At 38.4% G+C, this 22,566-nt stretch carries 22 protein-coding genes; 7 read left to right on the top strand and 15 right to left on the bottom strand.

Translation table 11 applies throughout. From position 1 onward, the window contains the following. Positions 1–72 precede the first annotated feature (72 nt). The 3 genes from MF1_RS02870 to MF1_RS02860 all read left to right on the top strand — a co-directional run bounded on the left by MF1_RS02870 (position 73) and on the right by MF1_RS02860 (position 2,352). A complete protein-coding gene (locus tag MF1_RS02870) occupies positions 73–792 on the top strand; it encodes an ABC transporter permease (RefSeq protein WP_014924125.1) in 720 nt (239 codons plus the stop codon). After that, on the top strand, positions 792–1,499 hold the full coding sequence (locus MF1_RS02865) for an ABC transporter permease (protein WP_161510413.1): 708 nt from the start codon (positions 792–794) through the stop codon (positions 1,497–1,499). The genes MF1_RS02870 and MF1_RS02865 overlap by 1 nt, the downstream gene beginning before the upstream one ends. A 79-nt stretch (positions 1,500–1,578) precedes the next feature. Then, positions 1,579–2,352 carry an amino acid ABC transporter ATP-binding protein gene (locus MF1_RS02860; RefSeq protein WP_034449328.1) on the top strand — a complete coding sequence of 258 codons (774 nt, stop codon included), beginning with the start codon at positions 1,579–1,581 and terminating at the stop codon, positions 2,350–2,352. Positions 2,353–2,370: 18 nt separating this feature from the next. Here MF1_RS02860 and lpxB read toward each other — a convergent pair whose 3' ends face one another. The 13 genes from lpxB to MF1_RS02795 all read right to left on the bottom strand — a co-directional run bounded on the left by lpxB (position 2,371) and on the right by MF1_RS02795 (position 16,427). Next, complete coding sequence (lpxB, locus tag MF1_RS02855; RefSeq protein ID WP_161510412.1) at positions 2,371–3,558, bottom strand: lipid-A-disaccharide synthase; 1,188 nt, start codon at positions 3,556–3,558, stop codon at positions 2,371–2,373. Continuing rightward, a complete protein-coding gene (locus tag MF1_RS02850; protein WP_014924129.1) occupies positions 3,551–4,423 on the bottom strand; it encodes an LpxI family protein in 873 nt (290 codons plus the stop codon). The genes lpxB and MF1_RS02850 overlap by 8 nt, the downstream gene beginning before the upstream one ends. 2 nt (positions 4,424–4,425) lie before the next feature. Beyond that, positions 4,426–5,250, bottom strand: a complete 825-nt coding sequence (lpxA, locus tag MF1_RS02845) for an acyl-ACP--UDP-N-acetylglucosamine O-acyltransferase (protein ID WP_014924130.1) — start codon at positions 5,248–5,250, stop codon at positions 4,426–4,428. 22 nt (positions 5,251–5,272) lie between these two features. Next, the gene (gene fabZ / locus MF1_RS02840; protein ID WP_011179437.1) at positions 5,273–5,740 is read right to left on the bottom strand and encodes a 3-hydroxyacyl-ACP dehydratase FabZ; all 468 of its coding nucleotides are present in this window, start codon (positions 5,738–5,740) and stop codon (positions 5,273–5,275) included. A 1-nt stretch (position 5,741) separates the two neighbouring features. Beyond that, positions 5,742–6,788, bottom strand: coding sequence for a UDP-3-O-(3-hydroxymyristoyl)glucosamine N-acyltransferase (gene lpxD / locus MF1_RS02835; protein WP_011179438.1), 1,047 nt, complete (start codon positions 6,786–6,788; stop codon positions 5,742–5,744). A gap of 66 nt (positions 6,789–6,854) precedes the next feature. Next, positions 6,855–9,251, bottom strand: a complete 2,397-nt coding sequence (bamA, locus tag MF1_RS02830; protein WP_161510411.1) for an outer membrane protein assembly factor BamA — start codon at positions 9,249–9,251, stop codon at positions 6,855–6,857. A gap of 212 nt (positions 9,252–9,463) precedes the next feature. Beyond that, a complete protein-coding gene (gene rseP / locus MF1_RS02825; RefSeq protein ID WP_161510410.1) occupies positions 9,464–10,612 on the bottom strand; it encodes an RIP metalloprotease RseP in 1,149 nt (382 codons plus the stop codon). 13 nt (positions 10,613–10,625) lie between these two features. Continuing rightward, positions 10,626–11,441, bottom strand: a complete 816-nt coding sequence (locus tag MF1_RS02820) for a phosphatidate cytidylyltransferase (protein ID WP_161510759.1) — start codon at positions 11,439–11,441, stop codon at positions 10,626–10,628. 715 nt (positions 11,442–12,156) lie between these two features. Continuing rightward, on the bottom strand, positions 12,157–12,717 hold the full coding sequence (gene frr / locus MF1_RS02815) for a ribosome recycling factor (protein WP_161510758.1): 561 nt from the start codon (positions 12,715–12,717) through the stop codon (positions 12,157–12,159). Between the two features lie 37 nt (positions 12,718–12,754). Beyond that, a complete protein-coding gene (gene pyrH / locus MF1_RS02810; protein ID WP_014924136.1) occupies positions 12,755–13,474 on the bottom strand; it encodes a UMP kinase in 720 nt (239 codons plus the stop codon). Between the two features lie 160 nt (positions 13,475–13,634). Next, positions 13,635–14,558: a translation elongation factor Ts gene (tsf, locus tag MF1_RS02805; RefSeq protein WP_014924137.1), complete on the bottom strand. Its 924-nt coding sequence runs from the start codon at positions 14,556–14,558 to the stop codon at positions 13,635–13,637. Positions 14,559–14,669: 111 nt separating this feature from the next. Beyond that, positions 14,670–15,443 carry a 30S ribosomal protein S2 gene (gene rpsB, locus MF1_RS02800; protein ID WP_011179445.1) on the bottom strand — a complete coding sequence of 258 codons (774 nt, stop codon included), beginning with the start codon at positions 15,441–15,443 and terminating at the stop codon, positions 14,670–14,672. Between the two features lie 159 nt (positions 15,444–15,602). After that, a complete protein-coding gene (locus MF1_RS02795; protein ID WP_042995390.1) occupies positions 15,603–16,427 on the bottom strand; it encodes a cell envelope integrity EipB family protein in 825 nt (274 codons plus the stop codon). 144 nt (positions 16,428–16,571) lie between these two features. Between MF1_RS02795 and MF1_RS02790 the strand changes: the two genes are divergently transcribed. Together MF1_RS02790 and MF1_RS02785 are read left to right on the top strand one after the other, a co-directional pair. Further along, positions 16,572–17,033, top strand: a complete 462-nt coding sequence (locus MF1_RS02790; RefSeq protein ID WP_014924139.1) for a RidA family protein — start codon at positions 16,572–16,574, stop codon at positions 17,031–17,033. Positions 17,034–17,166: 133 nt separating this feature from the next. Beyond that, a complete protein-coding gene (locus MF1_RS02785; protein WP_014924140.1) occupies positions 17,167–17,589 on the top strand; it encodes an HIT family protein in 423 nt (140 codons plus the stop codon). 7 nt (positions 17,590–17,596) lie between these two features. Here MF1_RS02785 and clpA read toward each other — a convergent pair whose 3' ends face one another. Next, complete coding sequence (gene clpA, locus MF1_RS02780) at positions 17,597–19,948, bottom strand: ATP-dependent Clp protease ATP-binding subunit ClpA (RefSeq protein WP_161510409.1); 2,352 nt, start codon at positions 19,946–19,948, stop codon at positions 17,597–17,599. A gap of 6 nt (positions 19,949–19,954) precedes the next feature. Beyond that, positions 19,955–20,326: an ATP-dependent Clp protease adapter ClpS gene (gene clpS / locus MF1_RS02775; RefSeq protein WP_174235349.1), complete on the bottom strand. Its 372-nt coding sequence runs from the start codon at positions 20,324–20,326 to the stop codon at positions 19,955–19,957. A 241-nt stretch (positions 20,327–20,567) separates the two neighbouring features. On the opposite strand from clpS, the gene MF1_RS02770 reads away from it, so the two are divergent. Then, positions 20,568–21,920, top strand: coding sequence for a D-alanyl-D-alanine carboxypeptidase (locus MF1_RS02770; RefSeq protein WP_161510408.1), 1,353 nt, complete (start codon positions 20,568–20,570; stop codon positions 21,918–21,920). 32 nt (positions 21,921–21,952) lie between these two features. After that, the gene (locus MF1_RS02765) at positions 21,953–22,231 is read left to right on the top strand and encodes a hypothetical protein (protein WP_014924144.1); all 279 of its coding nucleotides are present in this window, start codon (positions 21,953–21,955) and stop codon (positions 22,229–22,231) included. The last annotated feature ends 335 nt before the right edge of the window (positions 22,232–22,566 follow it).

The following is a 22,566-nucleotide window of genomic DNA, read 5'->3' as shown; positions in this document are numbered from 1 at the left end:
TATAAACTAGATTTTAACAAATTATTTATTTCTAAAAAAGCCATTTATTAAATTTTTGTGAGGAATGCAAGAATGATTGAAAGTTTAGCATTGCTATCATTTAGCAATGGAGGATGGGGAATGGTTATAGTTTTGAGTGCAGGAATGACATTATCATTGGCTTTGTGCTGTGGAATACTGGGATTTCCTCTAGGACTTCTAGGTGCACTGATGATCCGATCCGATATTAAGATAGTTAAAGCTATAGCTACCCTCTTTTCATCGGTATTTCGTGGTTTACCAGAACTTCTAACCTTATTTTTAGTTTATTATGGTTTACAAAAGATTATTCAAACTACTCTTGATTATTTTAATATTGAGATAATATTTAGTATCAATGCTTTTATTGCTGGTGTTCTTGCACTCAGTATGGTTCTTGCCGCCTTTTCTTGTGAAGTTTGGCTTGGAGCATTTAATATCTTTGATAAAGGTCAATATGAAGCAGCGAAAGCTCTAGGATTTTCGCGCTCAACTACGTTTTTTCGTATTGTCTTTCCTCAGCTCATTCGAAATGCTTTGCCAGGACTTTCTAATAATTGGCTCACTTTACTTAAAGATACATCCCTCGTTTCAACCATTTCACTTGTTGACCTTATGCAACAAACAAATTTAGCAGTCGCAGCTACCAATGAGCCTATGCTGTTTTATCTTGTAGCATGTTTACTCTATTTATTATTTTCAGGTTTCTTTTCCGCAATCCTACATTATCTTGAAACATGCACTCAATCAGGATATCAAAAGGTATTGCTCTGATGCTTCCTGAGTGGCTTCATTTCCTTTTCAATCCTGCTCTCTTAAATCGTTACGGACTAAAATTTATTAGTGGGTTTCTTATTACTTTTGAGCTGGTTTTTATTGCTTGCTCTCTTGGTTTTGTTCTCGGTATGCTTATTACATTTGCACGTTTATTGAATAATAAGTTTTTGCGTTATTTTGCAAATACTTATGTTTATTTTTTCCGTGGATCCCCTTTATTAGCCCAACTCTTCCTTTTTTACTACGGACTTGGTTCAATGGGGAGCTTTTGGCAAAAGATTGGCTTATGGTGGTTTTTCCAAAACGCATGGTATTGCTGTATTTTCATTTTTGCACTCAATTCCGCTGCCTATCAGTCTGAAATCTTTAAAGGAAGTTTTTTATCAGTAACGGCTAGACAACGTGAAGCATCAAAAGCTTTGGGGCTAAGCAGCTCTACAACATTTTTTAGAATTATTTTTCCGCAAGCAATGGTTCTAGCATTACGCCCCCTAGGAAATGAATTTATTTTAATGATTAAATCCAGTGCCATTGCCTCACTTGTCACTATTTATGATTTAATGGGAATTGCTAAACTCACTTATTCACGCACATTCGATTTCCAAGTTTATGTTTGGGCTGCCCTTATTTATCTTCTTATCGTTGAGCTTATTCATCGTTTTATCGTTGTTATCGAACGTCACCTTACCCGATATTTACGATAAAAAAAAAGATCAAAAAAATCTTTACCAAACAAAAATATTAAATTAATCAATGTATTCATCAATGGAAGAATAAAACAAGATGAATTTGAAAAATACTAAATCTGTCCATACTACTAAAAGCCCTGTAATCTCTATTCGAAATTTAAATAAATGGTATGGAAACTTTCAGGTGCTCTATGATATTAACTTAGATATAAAAACTGGCGAGCGCATCGTTATTTGTGGTCCTTCCGGATCAGGAAAATCAACTTTGATTCGTTGTATTAATCAATTAGAAAAAGCAGACAAAGGCTCAATTTGTGTTCATAATGTCGATATTCATACGGCTCCTATATACCAGCAAAAAAATGTTCTCCGCAAAATAGGAATGGTTTTTCAACACTTTAATTTATTTCCCCACATGACTGTTATGCAAAATTGTATTTTAGCACCTATGACAGTTCAAGGACTTTCCAAGCAACAAGCAAAAGAACGGGCAGCTCATTACCTGACACAGGTTAGAATTGAAAAATACTGTGATAAATATCCTTTACAACTCTCTGGTGGACAACAACAGTGTGTTGCAATTGCACGTGCACTTTGTATGGAACCTGAAGTGATGCTTTTTGATGAGCCAACGTCAGCTCTTGATCCAGAAAGTGTCGGAGAAGTTCTAGAAGTTATGGCTCAATTGGCAGATACAGGTATAACAATGCTCTGCGTTACTCATGAAATGGGTTTTGCTTGGAAAGTCTCAGAAAGAATACTTTTTCTAGAAAACGGAAAAATTATTGAAGATACAACATCTGATGAATTTTTTACCAATCCTAAAAGTCAACGTGCTCATAATTTTCTTGCTAAAATTAAACATTAATCATCAACATTGTTTTATCTACGAGAATTTTAAGTGTCCCAATTTTTCTTTGAGAAGGGTGATTATTGTTTGAGCAGCAATGATTCCAGGTGGTACTTCAGTCTTCATTTTCTGTTCCATCAATTCAAAAGCATCAAGTTGTGCCTGTCGCAATAAAGGGTTATGCAAAAGTTGTTCGATCTGCCTTGCTAACATGCCAGGTCGTAGAAATTCATTAAAATACTCCGGTACAATAGGCTTATCAGAAAGAATATTTGGAAGAGCAGCACTCCATAACATAATTTTTGGAAAAATAAAGAATTTAGAAAAACGATCAAGTTTATAACAAAGGACCATTGGAATTCTTGCCAATGCCAATTCAAGTGAAACCGTCCCAAGTGCTGCGAGTGCAACATTTGCATCCGCAAAAGCGCGCCATTTTGCCTCTTCACCGACAACAATCTCTACTTTGCTTTTCCACTTCTGTACAAAACAACGAATTTCATCTACCAAATGCGGCAATGTTGGTAAAATAATACGTAGATTAGGAATACGTTGTGCAAGAATCTCTACGGCCTCTCCAAAAATAGGCATCAAATAGCGAATTTCTAGATTGCGTGATCCTGGCAAAACAATCAATGTAAGAAATGATTCCTGTTTACCAAATGAATGTTTTTTTTCTGATTGAACAGTCAACAGTGGAGGATAAGTCAAAAGACGATGTCCGACATAAGTAGTGGGAGGACCTTCCAAATCCGTCATAATCTTTTTTTCAAAAGGAAAAACCGCTAAAACATGATCAACAAATTTGCGCATAGTTCTGGCACGCTCTGGCCGCCATGCCCAAACAGTTGGTGCAACGTATTTAATAATAGGAATAGAAGGCGCCAAACTACGGACCTTTTTTGCAACACGATGGGTAAAGTCAGGACTATCAATGATAATTAAACAATCAGGTTGCTCTTGGGCAATAAATTTGGACAAATTGTGAATATGTATCAGCAACAATGGCAACTTTTTTAAGACTGCGCCTAAGCCTATTAAAGCAATATCATGAAAATTAAAAATGCTTTTTAAACCTAATGTCTTTAAATGTCTCCCTCCAACACCAATCAAATGAATATTGCATCCCGTCTGTTGAGAGAGACAAGAAATCAAATCTGCTCCAAGAGAATCACCAGATTCCTCGCCTGCCACAACAGCAATTTTTAAGAAACAGTTATTCATGATCAAACGTTTCAAATGTTTCTATAAACAATGAATGTTTGTTCGCTTTTTCTATTGTTGCTTTTACTGATAATATTAGACTTTTATTTGCCTCCACTGCAACACCAGACAGTTCACTCTTTGCAATATTCATTATCGTTGTGGGTCCAATTGATGGCAAATCAACTCGATGATCTTGTTGTGGTTTTGCACACTTAACAAGAACACCACCTTTAGGCGGAATTTGCTTTCTTTCTCGCATTTCACAAACCCGCCATAGCATCTTATCAGTTCCCTCTGCACCCTCCACTGCAATTACTCTTCCATTAACAGCCACAGCTGCTTGCCCAATATCTAATCGACCTAAAAGCTTTGCTGCTTCAGCGGCTAATAAAATATCATTTTTCTCTTTTCGCGTAGCACGCCGCAATGTTAAATCAAATTCCTTTGGAGCTAAAAGGTCTGGTAATATCTCATGGACACCGATAACATAAAAACCATGCGCTTCAATAACCTGTATAAAAGCTTTCAACAACGCGTCATCCCCACCCTTGAAAGCTCCGAGTAACTTAGGCAGAGCTAAAAAGGTTGTCCAATCAGGACGCAATTGCGTAAGAAGTGGCCGTTTTTTTACACCACCTGCTAAAACAATATTGCAAATTGCAGCTGCCTTTAAAATTTTAACAAGGCGTGCTAACTCTACAATTGATAACTCACAATGCTCATAACGGTAAAGCACAGGATCTGCTTCATCACGCAAAAGCACAAGAAAAGGATTTTGTCCATGTTTCTCAAGTGCCTGAGCAACAGTGATAGGTAAAATACCATTCCCTGCTATGATAGCAGTACGGCCGGAAAGAAAACCTCTGGTGTCAGAGACAGACATCTTTAATCCTTATTTACTTTTATTCTGTCATCTTCAAATTTGGGTGTACAATAAAAACGTTTCCCTTCTTCCTTAATAAAATTAACAACGTCAAGAACAGACTGCGAAGTGGAATAGAAAGAAGAAACATCGTTTACACGCTCTTTAAACGGTTTACTATGATCAAAAAGCATGGCAACCGCATGACGTAGTGCATGAATATCTTTACGTTCAAGACCTGCACGTTTCATACCAATAATATTTAATCCTGCAAGTTTTGCCTGCACACCAACAGCTGTTCCATAAGGAATCAGATCGCCAACCAATGCAGAGACACCACCGATAAATGCATGATGTCCAATACGGACAAATTGATGAACAGCAGAACCACCACCAATAATGACATAATCACCAACGGTAACATGACCAGCAATCATTGCATTATTTGCAAATGTTACATGACTTCCTACACGGCAATCGTGAGCGACATGGGCATAACAAAAAAATTGGCAATTATCACCAACAATCGTCATTCCCACACTCGAATCAGACCCTCTATGCATTGTTACACCTTCGCGAATCGTACAGTTTTTACCAATAGAAAGAGTTGTATAACCTCCCTTATGTTTATTATTTTGTGGATCTGTACCCAAAACTGCATGCGAAAATACTTTACTCTTAGCTCCTAACGTTGTCTTTCCCATTATCACAACATGATTCATCAAACTGCATCCATCATCAATAACAGCCTCTGGACCAATATGACAAAACGGTCCAATGAATACATTTTCACCAAGCTGTGCTCCCTTCTCCACAAGAGCAGTTGGATGGATTTTCGTACCGGACATTTTTAAATTCCTATGATATCGTTTACTCTGCTTCGATAATCATCGCAGCAATTTCCGCTTCAGCGACCCGGACACCCTCTACTTCTGCAACACACGAAAAACGTCTCATGCCAGACCTCTTTTTTAAAAGCCGAACATGAATCTTTAACTGATCACCAGGTATAACTGGCTTACGAAATTTCGCATTATCAACAGTCATAAGGTAAACCAAATTTGTCTGCTTATTACCTAACCTTAAAAGTGAAATTGCTCCCGCTGTTTGTGCCATAGCTTCTAAAATCAAAACCCCAGGCATAACTGGCTTTGCGGGAAAATGTCCCATAAAATGCGGCTCATTAATGGTTATATTTTTAATACCAATAGCTTGTTGTTCACCATCAATTTCAACTATCCGATCAATCAATAAAAATGGATAACGATGTGGTAATATTGAAAGCAATTCTTCAATATCTACAGCCTCTAAACTTTTCGTTCCTTCAGTGTTGATCATACTAGCGTTTCTCCTTTTTCACTTTGCCAATATTACGCAACGCCGCTACTTCACGGAACCACTGTTTAAACGGTCGCGCTGGACTTCCTCCCCATTTTTCACCATCTGGAATATCATTCATAACACCACTTCCAGCAGCAATCTGAACACATTTACCTATTACGATGTGATCTGCTACCCCAACGCTCCCACCAAGCTGAGACATATCACCTATGGATGTACTTCCAGCAATTCCACATTGAGCAGCAATAAGGCAATAGCGACCAATCTTCACATTGTGGGCAATCTGCACTAAATTATCAATTTTGCTTCCTTCACCAATAATAGTGTCCTCAAATGTTCCACGATCAATTGTTGTATTCGCACCAATTTCCACACCATCCTTGATAATAACACGACCAAGTTGTGGAACTTTCTCAATTCCAGAAGCACCACCAACATAACCAAAACCATCTTGCCCAATGCAAGTACCAGGATAAAGGTAAACTCTGTCACCTATCAAAGAATACTGGACTGTTACCTTGGGAGCAATATAGCAGTCACGCCCAATACGGCAATTTTCACCGATAACAGCAGTAGATGAAATAAGAGATCCTGAACCAATCTCAACATTTTTACCGATAACAGCTCCCGCTTCAATACATACATCATGTCCAAACTTAGCACTTGGATGAATATGGGCATACGGAGAAATCTCTCTCTGTCCAAACCAAGGCATCGGTTTAACAGAATCAGGAAATAAGATGCGGCCAATCTGGGCAAAATCACGCTGCGGTGTGGACGTCACCAAAATTGCCATAGATTCAGGAACTTTAAAAACGATTTCATTCGTACAAAAAACAGCAACAGCAGAACTTCCTAATAAAGCATCAGAAAACTTCCGATGCTCCACAAACACAAGAGAACCTTCGCCAGCACCCTCAAGTGAAGAAAGAGTGCTTATAACTATGTTAGAAAACTCTGGATTAAGAAGTTTTGCACCTGTCAATTCCGCAACATTAGCAACTGTCAATCGCCGGGACGGCGTAAAAAAAAATGTATCCGCCATCAAAACACTTTCTCTCCCAGCCTACCCCATTCTCTTTAAAATTTTCCCTTCTAAAGAAAATTCAAATCAGAATTTCGTAGAAATACCAAAGTTCAATTGCTGCAAACGATCACCTTCCTGCTTTGTTATTGGCCAAGCATAATCAAAACGCAACGGACCAAATGGCGAATCCCACATCAAACTAACACCTGCAGACGAACGCCATGCACTTTTAAGATTTGTAACAGGCATTTCACCTTGCAAAGTAGGTTTATAATTATTGCCATAGAGCGTTGCAACATCGGCAAATAACGCACCGCGAAATCCTAATCCTTCAGGCACAACAGGTATAGGAAACTGTAATTCAGCAGTCGCATTCATATATGTTGTTCCCCCTAAGAAATAAACTTCACCTTTATTGGAAACTTGACGTGGACCTATTCCGTTGTATTTAAATCCACGGATCATATCAGAATTTACTTTAAACATATCGAAGATACGAACACCCTCTCGGCCTATTTCGTGGATATAGCCAGCACCAAACGAGAGTAAACCGACAAGATCCATCTGATCAGAAAGCGTCTTGTACATCATCGCTTTACCCGTTGTCTTCAAGAATTTCGCATTCCCACCAAGTCCTGCATATTCTTGAAGAACACGCATATACCATCCATTATGTGGATTTTTCATATCATCAATAGTATTATAAGTTAAACCATAACTAATTGATGAACGCTTCCAAGGGCTATGTCGAGCCGCTTGAACAATCGCACCAGAATATTTCTCGTATAATTTTTGCAGATCACTCGGTTTGGTAAAGTCATAATCTTCACCAAAATCATATTCTTCCTGTACATAAGAATAAGATAAATTAGCAGATAACTGATCATTAATAGGCAGCCCAAATCGAAGTGCCCCACCCGTCTGCCGTACATCATATGCTTTGTCAGCACGATAAGTACTGCGAAAAATATCAACACCAGCAGATAAATGGTAACCCAAGAAATAAGGATCAACAAACGCTAAATTGTAATTACGAGATTTTTCTTGCCCAGCACCCAAGCCTAAACGAACATACTGACCTCGTCCTCCAAGATTACGCTCGGTAACAGATACCTCAAGTGACATACCAGGGCTTGTACCACCCGTTGTATAACCTCCAGAAAAAGAAAGATCTCCTGTCGGGGCTTCAACTACATCTATAACCAAGATAATCTGGTCAGACTGATCTGTTGGAACCATTGAAATATTAACAGCTTTAAAAAAGCCTAAACTCTCTAGACGACGTTTTGCTCGCTGCACTAAGGTCTGATTATAAGCATCCCCTTCATTTAAATCGATCTCACGACGAATGATATAGTCACGTGTCTTTTCATTACCACGTATTTCAATACGCTGAACATAAGCCCGTGGACCTTGTTCAATGTTATACAAAATCGAAATTGTATGATTTGCCAAATCACGATTTCCCCGTGGCTCAACTTTAGCAAAAGCATATCCAGAATCAGCAGCCTTATTATTAATAATGGCAACAGACTGTTCAATATTTTCTGCATTATAAACATCACCTGGACGGGTTTTAAGTATTCCTTTCATAGAGTGAACATCAATCCCATCGATATCACTTTCGACTTGGACATCAGCAATTTTATAGCGCATGCCCTCATCGAGAACGAAATCAATTTTATATGCATTACGGGCTTCATCAAAAACTGCTTTAGAAGAAATAACACGAAAATCTGCATAACCATGATTATAATAAAAGCGACGTAGCGCCTCTTCATCAGCAGCCAAACGTTCTTCACTATAAACATCACCTCTCAACAACAACGAGAGCATTCCTGAAGGCTTTGTTGAAATTACATCACGCAAACGGCTGCTTCTAAAAGCATTATTCCCTTTAAAAGTGATATTGCTAATCTTGGTCTTCCGGCCTTCAACAATATTAAAGACCACATTTACGCGCCCCTTTCCCAGGTTAATGGTTTGAACTGTAACAGCAACATTATTACGACCAACAGTTTTATAAGCCTCACAAATCACATTAACATCAGCCGAAAGCTTAGCAGAATTAAAAGACTCATTCGGTTTTAAAGAAATAAACCGTTTAAGATCAGGATCTTTAAGAGATTTATTTCCCTGAAATAACACCTGATTGACTATCTCATATTCTTTGACCAGTACAACCAGCTTATCGCCTACTTGGTTTATTTTAACATCATAAAATAAACCTAATCCAAAAAGACGCTTTACCGCAAAATCGATATCACCACTGGAAAAACTTTTTCCAACTTTAATGCCTATATTGTCTCGAATTGCCTGAGCGCTTACAAATTTATTTCCGCGAACCTCAATAGAACGAACCACAGATGCTTGCACTTCTCCAACCATCGCAATTGACATAAAAGCTGTTGTTGGAGCAATCACCCCCATACCCAATACCAACGCAGATGCTGTATTTAAAAACCTTGAATTCGTAGTCATTGGCTTTTTTTACCTTATTTTATTCCCTGAACACGATGTCTCAAAAAGCTAACTGCCATAACAATTCTCTTAATTCACAGCGAGACTTTCCACCCCTTATACTAATACTAATTATAGCGCACGATGCCACAATATTTTGTGGATATGGTAAACGACTTTTAATTTATATTTTTTACTATTACCTAATTTGTAAAATGTTTTCCATAATTTAATTAGCTAAACCAACAAAAATAATCATTAAAGAACGCAAAAATCATAAATAGGAGGAAAATGAAGAAACCTAAGCGAAAAATAATTTCTCGGATTTTAGCTGATATTGGCTTCCCAGCAATGATTTCAACCACATGAAACAACAAATGCCCACCATCAAGTGGAGGAATTGGAAAAAGATTAATAAGTCCAACACCTATCGAAAGAAAAGCAGTAAAATTCAACAAAGAGATAAAACCTGTTTCACTTACTTGCCAAGCAATCTTAACCGTCTTAGAAGGACCACTTAACTGACAATGATCTTCTTTTCCCCTTATTAAACGACTTATAAAAAAAATTGTTTGGCTAGCAATAAACGCGGAACGATCTGATGCTTCTCTTACAGCTTTGCTAAAACTGTAGTGAACATGTTTTAGATAAGCTTGATCTAAACGCTGAGGATTCTCTGGATCAACAGGAACACCGACACCTATCACTCCACTTTGAACCCGATTACCAAATCCATCATCTCGCTCACTCACTTTTGGTGTAATCACAGTCGTAAATACCTGCCCCATGCGTTCCATTTTAAATTCTATAGGATCTCCGCCATGAAATTTCACATAATTTCTCAAATCCTCAAAACTTTCAACCCGTCGACCATCCATTTCAATAAAACGATCGCCTAATCCTAAACCAGCTTGAACAGCAGGAGAATCTTTTACCAAAGAACCAATAACTGGTTCAATGACTACCCTGCCATACATAAAGAAAAAAAAGGTTAAAATAACAACAGTAAAAAGAGCGTTGAATAAGGGACCAGCAAAAACAGTTATTGCTTTTTTCCAAGCATGTGCACTGGCAAAGGAACCATCAACAACTGGAAGTGATTGGGATGAAGGTACATTCACCGCTTCTTCATCTCCAATAAACTTTACATACCCTCCTAAAGGAATAAGTGCTAAGCGCCACTGTGTGCCATGCCTATCTGTGTAACCCACTATTTGTGGTCCAAACCCAAGCGAAAAAACCGATGCTTTAATGCCGCACCATCGCCCAACAAGATAATGCCCAGCCTCATGGATAAAAATGATAATCATAACGACGAAAAGAACACTCAAACTTCTCAAAAGCAAATCGCCCAAAGCAATTATATGATTTAAAAAATCCAAGATATCTTCTCCATTAAATCATACGAAAAAGATTAAAAGGTGTATCCATATTAGACATAAATGAACCTATTAAATAAAGAAGAAAAGTAGCCCCCACCAACCCATCAATACGGTCCATAAATCCACCGTGTCCAGGCAATAAAGAACTAGAATCTTTAACAGAAAATTGTCTTTTTAGCCATGATTGCCCCAAATCACTCATTTGCGAAACAATAGATAAAACAAAAGCAAGCAATGGTACAAAAAAAACTGCTAAATTTATGTCAAAAAATCGAAAAGCAACCAATGTACCGCTAAAAACTCCGACCAACGTACCACCAATTGCCCCCGCCCATGTTTTGTTAGGGGAAAATTGTGGTGCTAATTTAGGACCACCACACGCACGTCCGCTAAAATATCCAGCAATATCTGTCCCCCACACTATCGTAAATAAGAAAATAACAGCCCAGAATCCTAATGTCTCATGCCCCCGTAAAAAGCATAAAGCCACAACCGGAAAAGATACGTATAAAAAACCAGAAAAAACCCAAACATTCTTTCTCATAGGGCCAATAGCCAACAATGCTGCCAAAGCTATCAAAATACAAAAGATTAGTGAAGCAGACACATCCGAGACTAAAAAAGAGCCAAAAACCAAATAAAAAATACTTGCTAATATTTTTTGTGAAACATGCCACTTTTCTTTCGTAATACTAATCCATTCGTAAAGAATAAAACCGCCAATGATCCACACAAATAAAAAAAATAAAGTCCCCCCAATCCATGTTAAACACAAAGCAATAATACCAAAAACAAAAGCCGTCAGAATACGAGAAATAAGATTAGACAACACAACACCCAAATCAAAAACCTCTGCAAGAAAAAAGCTTTGCTCCACAGCATTTTTACATTTACATTCTTGCAAACTTTACCGATAATTTACCATAAGTAATTCACTATACCAAAATGGCGTTCATAAGATCAATAATCAGCAAAAAAGAATTCAAAAACTTACACATCAAGATTAATCCTAAAATACCTTTCCCCACTATATCACTGACCATAAAAATGAGAAAACTGCCATTTACTCTCCGTGCGAATTATGAAGTTTAAATCTGGTATTTATTTGCTATTAAAGTATTTTTCTAGCAAACTATCAATCATCTGCTCAAAAATTAAAAAACATCACAAACGTGCTACGCAAAACAACAATCGTTTGGCCTATCCTATATCCTACTACATCCTTCATAATGAAAAGCATTTGCCGTGGAATATTCGAAACCTTCAATAAGAAAGTACTTTATCATGCGACTCCACAAAAACTACAGTGAGAAAAAACTTTCATTATCCCGTTAATTTGCTCTAGCAATAACTTCATAAATAAAAAAGATTCAACAAACATCCGGCATTGCAAATGAATCTTGCTTACACAGTATAGAATGCGACAAAATGCTCCTCTTCTTGTTTCATACCGTGTTATCAATAGCACACTTCACCCATCCTTCTCTCCATAAGAACAATCTTACACGATACGGATATAGTATTTTTCTGATAACGAAATCACCTTAAACATGCATAATTTCGGATTCTTTCACAGCTAAAATCTTATCAATATTAGCAATAGTTTCATCCGTAAGTTTTTGAACTTTCTCGGACAAACCATGTGCTTCATCTTGACTAATTTCACCTTCTTTTTCTAACTTCTTCAAGTTATCCATGCCATCCCGACGAACATGACGAGTAGCGACACGCGCTTGCTCTGCATATTGATGGGCAATTTTTACGAGTTCTTTACGTCGTTCTTCATTCAATTCAGGTAATGGAATACGCAAATTCACACCGTCAGTGATAGGATTTAAACCAAGGCCAGAATCACGAATAGCACGCTCCACAGCACCTACCATCGTTTTATCCCACACGGATACTGAAAGCATCCGCGGTTCCGGAACAGAAATATTTGCAACCTGATTGATATGTACAACAGAACCATAAGCCTCAAGTGTCAATGGCTCTAATAAACTGGCTGATGCTCGTCCAGTCCGCAAGCCACCCAATTCATGTTGAAAAGCCGAAATAGCACCATCCATGCGACGCTTCAGATCATCCATAATCGATAGAACATTCATATTTCTGTCTCCTATAATTACGCCTTGAAGATTACCTTCATTCCGATACCATTGTAAACCGTCCTGTTCCATTCAATACCTTAGCCAAACCGCCTTTTTCATGAATAGAGTATACAATGATCGGTACATTGTTCTCGCGCGCTAAAGTGACCGCTGTTGTATCCATAACAGATAACCCCCATTGCAAAATCTCGACATGTGTTAATTGATCAAAACGCTTAGCCGTAGGATCTATCTTTGGATCTGCAGAATAAATACCATCTACTTGTGTTCCTTTCAGGAGAACATCTGCACCAATTTCTGCTGCACGTAAAGTAGCAGCAGAATCAGTGGTAAAAAATGGATTACCAGTACCGCCTGCAAAAATAACGACCTTTCCTTGATTCATATAACCTATTGCTTTACGCTGTGAAAAACTCTCACAAATTTGTGGCATAGCAACCGCAGACAATACAACCGTTTCAACCCCTAATTTTGTCAATGATGTTCGCAACGCTAACGAATTAATAGCAGTTGCAAGCATTCCCATATGATCCCCTGTCACACGATCCCCACCATGAGAAGCAACGGCGACTCCACGAAAAATATTGCCCCCACCTATAACGATAGCAACCTCTACCCCCATTGCTCGCACTTCAGCAATATCAGTAGCGATACGGTCTGCAACAAAAACATCAATTCCAAAGCTCTGCCCCCCCATAAGGGCTTCACCAGAAACCTTTAAAAGAATACGTTTATACTGAACCGCTAATGTCATTGATAATCTCCCAAAAAGTACATTTACTTTTTGCTTTCGACACCACTAAGGGCACCACTTTATTATGTGACGCCCTCTTAATAATCACATTTTAATTTATATCAGTGATTTTATAATCAATGGTACGATTTTAAATCTCTAATCAATAGTTTTACAATAGCTACCCTTTCGCAGCAGCCGCAACCTCTGCAGCAAAATTAGATTCCTTTTTTTCCACACCTTCACCCAGTGCAAAACGAATAAAACCTGTGATTCTTGCCGGCGCACCAATCGATTTTTCAGCATCCTTTAAAGCTGCTTCAACAGTAATATCAGGATTCATAACAAAAGCCTGAGAAAGCAAAACAACCTCTTCGAAAAACTTACGCAGACGCCCTTCCACCATTTTTTCAATGATATTTTCAGGCTTTCCTGATTGACGTGCTTGATCTGAAAAAATTGCTTTTTCACGTTCAACAGCACCGCTATCAACATCCTCCGCTGTTAGCGCTAATGGATTGGTTGCAGCAATATGCATCGCAACCTGCCGACCAAAAACAGCAGCAGCCTCCTTATTACCAGCCGTTTCAACAGCAACCAAAACACCAAGCTTTCCAAGCCCCTCAGCCACCTTACTATGTATATAAGTAGCAACAACACCATCTTTAACAGACAATTTAGCAGAACGACGAAATGTCATATTTTCGCCAATTGTACTAATCGCATCTTTAATTGTTGCCTCAACAGTCTTCTCAGAACCAGGGTAGAAAGATGCGGAAACAGATTCAACAGTACCCTGTGTATCCAAAGCAGCTGTTGCCACATTGCGTACAATGTCTTGAAATAGGTCATTACGTGCAACAAAATCTGTTTCAGAATTAATTTCAACCAAAACCGCGCTTGTATCTTTTGATACAATTCCAATGAGTCCCTCAGCCGCCGTACGACCAGCTTTTTTATCTGCTTTGGCTATCCCTTTTTTACGAAGCCAATCAACAGCAGCTTCCATGTCACCATTAGTGTCTGCCAGAGCTGCCTTACAGTCCATCATACCAGCGCCTGACAATTCTCGAAGTTCTTTTACTTGTGCAGCAGTAATGCTCATATTTGCCTCTTTGTTCTGTAATGGGGGAAAGCGCGCAAGAAGAAAATCCTGTGCACGCCCATAACCTCTCCTTTAGAAAATAAGTGCCCTAAGTAAGCGTTTTTTAAATTACTATTCAGAAACTGGAATCGTATTTTCCAAAATAGGTTTCACAGGCGCATCAGCTTGAGCTCCTAAATCGATACCCATTGCACCTTGCTGACGAGCAATACCATCAAGAGCTGCACGGGCAAAAAGATCACAATAAAGAGAAATTGCCCGCGAAGCATCGTCATTACCTGGAATCGGATGATCGACGTTATCAGGATTGCAATTGGTATCAATAATAGCAATAACAGGAATACCTAGACGTTTCGCTTCTTGGATAGCAATATTTTCTTTATTGGTATCGATGATGAATATAAGATCTGGAACAGACCCCATATCCTTAATGCCACCAAGCGCACGGTTAAGCTTTTCACGATCGCGTTCGAGATTTAAACGTTCTTTTTTGGTAAAGCCTTGTGTTTCAGTAGCAAGAATTTTATCAAGCTTACGCAAACGATGTATCGAATTGGAAATTGTTTTCCAGTTTGTCAGCATGCCCCCGAGCCAACGCGCATTAACATAATATTGTGCCGAACGATTCGCTGCATCCGCAATAATGTCAGATGCCTGCCGCTTAGTCCCAACAAAGAGAATGCGACCACCCCGCGCAACCGTATCTGAAACAAGTTTAAGTGCTTGGTGTAAAAGTGGAACAGTTTGAGCAAGATCAATAATATGAATATTATTACGCTGACCATAAATATAGCGAATCATCTTCGGATTCCAGCGATGAGTCTGGTGACCAAAGTGTACACCTGCTTCTAAAAGCTGGTGCATAGTAAAATCTGGTAGTGCCATAGTTTATCCTTTCCGGTTCAACCTCCGCGAAAAAAAGTAGGAGAACCTACTACCGGCGGACATCTGCTAGATTTCTCTTGCAAACACCCAAAATCCGCGTGTGAAGTGAGATAAACATACTAATATTTGATTCTTTTTCAAGTCATTTTATGCAATCATTTAATGTTTGCATTGATCAAGACTTTTTTCACCATCAAGAAATTCAAGACTGTTCAATTTTGCACGCACTGCAAAAGTTCCATAATCTACATGAAGATTGCGCATGATACCATTTTCATGTAAGAGAAAGCTGGTACGATAAACAGGCAAGCCATCTTTCTTTTCTACATCATCAAAATAAGAAATCGTAACGGGCCAATACCCCTCCTCATCCAATTTTCCTAACTTTTCTGTTTCATCATCAGATAATTGCATCTTCTTTTCCCCAATAATGACACTTTCTTTTATGATTTTGTCTGCTTTCTCTGTTCCATCAAATACGGTAGTGTGATAGAAGTGACGACCTGCTTTTGCATGCCGGATAATACTCTTCAGTTGCATAATTGGAAACTCAGCCATTGCAAGCTTATATTCCTTCCCCTTTGGCTTTTTCAGTTTTACTATAATTCCGTCTTGAGTCCGTTCAGCTAATCCTTCGGTACGATGCGCAACCTCTTGCCCAACTTGATCTTTAACGCTAAAATGAAATATACGGCTATCACCAGTTTCATAACTCGTCGTCTGTTGATCAGTTAAACGCATCGGCATATCTTCAATATGAATACGGTTGATAAACCGAAAACGTGTAGTATAGCCCTGGCACACTGAACCAGTAAGCTCATAAACCATCCGCCCAGACATCCCTAAAATCGCCATTTCATGAGAAGTGCTATCAAGCCGAAAATCATAAACAGCGCGATGAGGTGCAACGAAAATAGACTCCTCTGCTCTCACAGTACATAAAAAAGTAACATATAAAGCTATTACAAATAATGATTTGTTCATTCCCAACTTCCAATTCTATCCCCATTGCATAGCATCATACAATAAGGCAAAAAAGGCTAACTTCTTAATTAACCACACATTTCCTTAAATCGAAAAATAGTTTATGCAGTGGATGTATTATAGAATAGCTATGGAGTTTAAATTATGATCAATGCGATTGAAAGCCATCTCAAAAATTTCGGAATCACTCTTCCTGAAGCAACACAACCCATTGCCAATTATGCAACAGTTTCACAAAGCGGCAAGCAACTCTTCATCTCCGGACAACTTCCTCTTTTCGATGGAAAACCAATAGCAATTGGTAAAGTTGGTGCAACCGTGAACGCCGAACAAGCAAAAAAATCAGCCGAAGTTTGTGTTATTAACATCCTCGCACAAATCAAGGCAGCTTTGGGGGATTTAAATAAAATAAAACGTGTAGTAAAAATCACTGTTTTTGTTGCTGTAGACCCTCATTTTACCGATATTTCTTTTGTTGCCAATGGAGCTTCTGATCTCTTCGTTAATATCCTTGGTGAAGCTGGAAAACATGCCCGTTCTGCTATTGGTGTTGCCTCTCTTCCTATGAACGTTCCAGTAGAAGTTGAAGCCATCATAGAAACCTAAATCTTTATCCATGGAGATGCACCTACCAAAAGCGAAAACTGAATGTAAAAAAACTCCTTGACGAATATTCCACTAGCCTTTTTTATTTTGAAATTAAGACTCTGAATCAAAATGACTAAAAGGAAATATTTGTATGAAACAAGCTTATGATAATAACAATATTTTTGCTAAATTAATTCGTAATGAAATCTCTTCTGTTCGTGTGTATGAAGACGATGATGTCATTGCATTTATGGATATCATGCCACAAGCACCAGGCCATACATTGGTTATTCCCCGCAAAGGCTCTAGAAACCTACTAGATGCAGATACTGAAACATTATTTCCAGTTATAAAAGTTGTCCAAAAAATCGCCAATGCCGTCAAAAAAGCCTTTCAAGCAGATGGTGTAACAGTCATGCAATTTAATGAAGCTGCTAGCCAACAAACCGTTTATCATCTCCATTTCCATGTTATTCCACGTATGGAAGGAATAGAGCTTACCCCCCATAATAATATTATAACGCCTACAGAAATACTTGAAGAGAACGCAAAAAAAATCCGAGCTGCTCTTTAAAGTACTCTTAAGTTGCTGAGCTTTTTTTTCCCACCTGTTTTTTTGTAAAACGTGCCGTTTTGCTGTTCTTTAAATTAACAGATACATCGGAAGATGAAATTTTTAACTGCAGCTTCTCTTTTTCTCCACTTGGTTTGTGAGTTAATACGCGAACCATGCCACCATTGCGCAACTTTCCAAATAAAATTTCATCAGCCAATGGCTTCTTAATATGTTCTTGTATAATACGACCCAATGGGCGTGCACCCATCTGAGAATCATATCCTTTATTACCAAGCCAAACCATTGCAGAAGGACTTAATTCAAAACAAATTCTCCGATCAGCCAATTGTGCTTCAAGCTGAAAAATAAACTTTTGCACAATCTGATTAATGATTAACTGAGATAAAGGGGCAAACGGAATGATCGCATCTAACCGATTACGAAATTCCGGTGTAAACAAACGGTTGATTGTTTCTATATCATCACCATCACGTTGCACATTGCCAAATCCGATAGCTGACTTTGCCATATCTGAAGCACCAGCATTGGTTGTCATAATTAAAATGATATTGCGGAAATCAATTTTTTTGCCATTATGGTCTGTTAACTTCCCATAATCCATTACCTGCAATAAAATATTAAATAACTCTGGATGCGCTTTCTCAATCTCATCCAGCAATAAAACTGCATGAGGCCTCTGATCAACAGCATCTGTAAGAAGACCTCCTTGATCAAACCCTATGTAACCTGGAGGAGCACCAATTAGGCGTGCCACTGTATGACGTTCCATATATTCTGACATATCAAAACGTAACAGTTCAATTCCTAACGAAGATGCAAGCTGTTTTGCAACTTCAGTTTTTCCTACACCTGTTGGTCCTGAAAATAAATAACTTCCTATTGGTTTATCTGATTCGCGCAGTCCTGCTCGCGCTAATTTAATTGACGATACTAATGCTGAAATTGCCTGATCTTGTCCATAAACAACATGCTTGAGCTCTCTTTCAAGCTTGCTAAGCATCTTCTGGTCATTGCTAGAAACTGTCTTTGGCGGAATTCTTGCCATAGCGGCAACAGTGGCTTCAATTTCTTTGACACCTATACTCTTTTTTCGTTGTTTTTTTGGCAAAAGCTTTTGCGCCGCACCACTTTCATCAACAACATCAATTGCTTTATCAGGTAACCTGCGATCAATCATATAACGTGAAGATAATTCTACGGATGCCTTCATCGCCTCATCAGTATATCTAATTTGGTGGAAATCTTCAAAATAAGGCTTTAGTCCTTGCAAAATCTTAATCGCATCAACAACAGAAGGCTCGCTAATATCAATCTTCTGGAAACGACGTTCTAAAGCTCGATCTTGTTCAAAAATTCTGCGGTACTCCCTGTAAATCGTCGAACCAATACATCGAATAGTTCCAGAGGATAATGCAGGTTTTAAAAGATTTGCTGCATCCATATTCCCCCCCAATGTAGCCCCTGCTCCAATCAACGTATGAATTTCATCAATAAATAAAACACCATCTGGATATTGCTCAAATTCTTTAATAATTTGCTTTAACCGTTCTTCAAAATCACCGCGATAGCGTGTACCAGCAACAAGCCCTCCCATATCAAGGGAAAATATCGTTGCGTTTGATAAAATTTCAGGTACTTGTCTATCAACAATACGTTTCGCCAAACCCTCAACTATAGCTGTTTTTCCAACCCCTGGATCACCAACCAAAAGCGGATTGTTTTTTGATCTTCGACATAAAACCTGAATCATGCGTGAAATTTCCGCTTCACGACCAATTAATAAATCAACTTTTCCATTGCGTGCTTTACAATTAAGATCAACACAATAAGCAGTCAGTGCACTTGTTACATTTTCACCATTGTCTGATATCTGCTGATCCAGTTGTTCTTCAAGATCCTCAAGTAACATAGATAATCCATCATCACGCGTGATACTATGTGAAATAAAACGCACAACATCATAGCGTGTCATCCCCATCTCTTGAAGGAAATATGCTGCATGACTTTCACGTTCAGAAAAAATTGCAACCAGAACGTTTGCCCCCGACACTTCGTCTTTTCCAGCTGACTGAGCATGAATCACTGCACGTTGGATAACACGCTGGAAAAATGTTGTTGGTTTCGTATCTTCATTAGCTCTAATCTGCGCATCCAATTCTGACTGGATATAGCTGGTTAAGCGCTCTCGCAATTCTTCCACATCCACTTGACAAGCGCGAATAACTGAATTTGCATCAGCATCATCTAGCAGAGCAAGGAGAAGATGCTCTAATGTTGCATATTCATGTCGCGCTTGAGTAGCAATTGTTAATGCGCGATGCAAAACCTCTTCAAGACTAGGTGTAAAAGATGGCATAACCCCTCACTTCCATTCCATTACACATTGTAATGGATGTTCATTTTGACGTGCGCACTCCCTAACTTGTATTACTTTCATTTCAGCTACTTCATAGCTATAAATTCCGCATTCACCTACACCATTCTGATGAACATTTAACATAATATGCGTTGCGTCTTCGAAACGTTTTTTAAAAAAGTTTTTCAAAACAAAAACAACAAAATCCATAGGTGTATAATCATCATTAAATAAAAACACACGATATAGCTTAGGCTTTTGAAGTTTTGATCTCATTTTAGGTATTATAACAGCATCGTGCCTGCTTTCATCCCAATTCTTGCCCTTTTCATTTTGCATAATATGGAGTATAGGATTTGTCATTAGCTTCTGTAGCATCATCATCTCCCGTGCAACAAACCTTTTATTCTTAAGTCTTTTCATAGCTAGCGCAACAGCTGTGTGTGTAAAGAAGAAGAAAACTTTCTTTTATGGTTAGAATTAGGTCAAATATGCAAATTCCCAAAATGCTTTTTGTAAATAAATTAGTAATACCATTCGTCTAAATTGTATCAAAAAGTTGCAGCAAAAAAGAGTTTTACAGAAGTTTCAGAATAAATGGAGAAATAGGATACTGCAAGTGTATATTAACTGCCCAAAAATTGTGCATTGCTATAAAAAAGTAGCAATTGCTTTTATTGTTTTAGCTCTTTCTTGCTTTTGCGCATCAGCTACTCCTCAAGAAGTCTATCCTGATAAGTATGCTGCTATCGTTATAGATGCAAATACAGGAAAAACCTTATTTCAAGCCAATGCAACTTTGAAGCGTTACCCTGCTTCTTTAACAAAAATGATGACGCTTTACATGCTCTTTCAAGCTATGCATATGCGCCGTGTAACACCAAATACGCCAATCCCTGTCTCACGTAATGCAGCAGCACGCCCACCAACAAAACTTGGACTTAAAGCAGGCCAAACAATTTCTGCACAAGAAGCTGCTAAAGCACTCATTACAAGATCAGCAAATGATGTTGCTACTGCAATTGCTGAATATCTTGGTGGCAATGAAAAAAAATTCGCACGAATGATGACAGCTAAAGCTCGCAAACTTGGTATGACAAATACACATTTCGCAAATGCTTCAGGACTCCCGGATTTGCGCAATTATTCTACAGCAAGAGACATGGCCACTTTATCATTAGCCCTACGCAAACATTTTCCACAACAGTATAAATTGTTCAAAATAAAAAGTTTTGTTTTTCGTGGACATACCGTTAAAAGCCACAATAAATTGCTCAAAACAATGAAGGGCGTCGATGGAATCAAGACAGGTTACACACAAATGTCAGGTTCTAATTTAGCAACTTCGATGCGTATTGAAGGACGCTCTCTCGTCGCTGTCGTTATGGGAGGTAAATCGTCTACCGCACGCGATAGACACATGGCCAACTTATTGAGCCAATATTTACCCAAAGCAAACAGCATGAAAAATGATGGACGTTTAATGGCTTCTGCACACTATAACTTACCCACCGGCGCCAATATTCCTATACCCACCGTTAAAGCTGATCCCACAGATTCCGATGATGAAATTTCTACTATATTGACAGCATTTGCAGAACAACCTAAAGATTTTAATATAGCAATAGCCGCTGTAAACCAAGCAATTATACCAATCCCTAACCCTCAAAAAGTTCCACCCGTTAGAACTGATAAAATTGTTACGGCCTCTTTGCCTACAAACGCTGGATGGGCCATCCAAATTGGTTCTCTTCCTAGTAAAGAACAAGCAAAGACTTTGCTTTTAAAAGCAAAAAACACAGCCTATTCCGCTTTAAAGCATGCATCTTCACATATGCAACTCTTTGAAAAAAGTGGACATCGCTATTACCGTGCACGATTTATAGGCTTTCAATCAAAAAAAGCTGCATTTAATGCTTGTTCTACGTTAAAGAAAGCAAATTTTAACTGCTATACTGTAGTAGCTCATTAAAAGTTTTTGAATTCTGCGTTAAGGATAATATCATGACACATAATGCTCTTGCTTCATCTACTGGAAAAGAAAAATTATTGAAGCAATCATCTCTCCTCTCATTGCGTTCCCTCCATAATGCTGCAACAAAACTTGCTGGCCTAAAGTATACTCCTTCTGCTCTAGATACGCAGTCTCTTATTAACCTTCTCATTTGTCAAACAGCACGGAATCGCCGTCTCGCAATGCCTCCTGTACGTATTCATTTACGCGTTACAAGCCAAACCGATAGTGTGCCTATTCAAATTTGTCTAGGTGCAACAAATGGTTAACTCTATAAGCAATTTCCGTAAGAGTTATTTTGCTAAAGAGCCTTTATGCCCAGTATTGTCTACCATCTTAACAAATCCTTTTGCAGACACACGTCTTCCTTAAATTTATAAAATGTACTGCAAGATGTACTGCAAGTTTCTATTCAACTCTCTGAGTAAGCGTTTTCAGCTTCTCAATAAAATCTTCCAAAAAATACGTCGAAAATACCAGATATTAGCTCACTTTTGGATCTAATATCAAAGATTACTCTTGATACCTTTTCATAAGAAAAAAGTTGGCTTCCCTATTATATGCAAACTCTTCTTATTGGGTATTGCTGTGCGTAACTCAATGA

Origin of the sequence: Bartonella quintana (assembly GCF_009936175.1) — a bacterium.
GTDB classification, from domain to species: Bacteria; Pseudomonadota; Alphaproteobacteria; order Rhizobiales; family Rhizobiaceae; genus Bartonella; species Bartonella quintana.
This window is presented reverse-complemented; position numbering and strand designations above follow the sequence as displayed.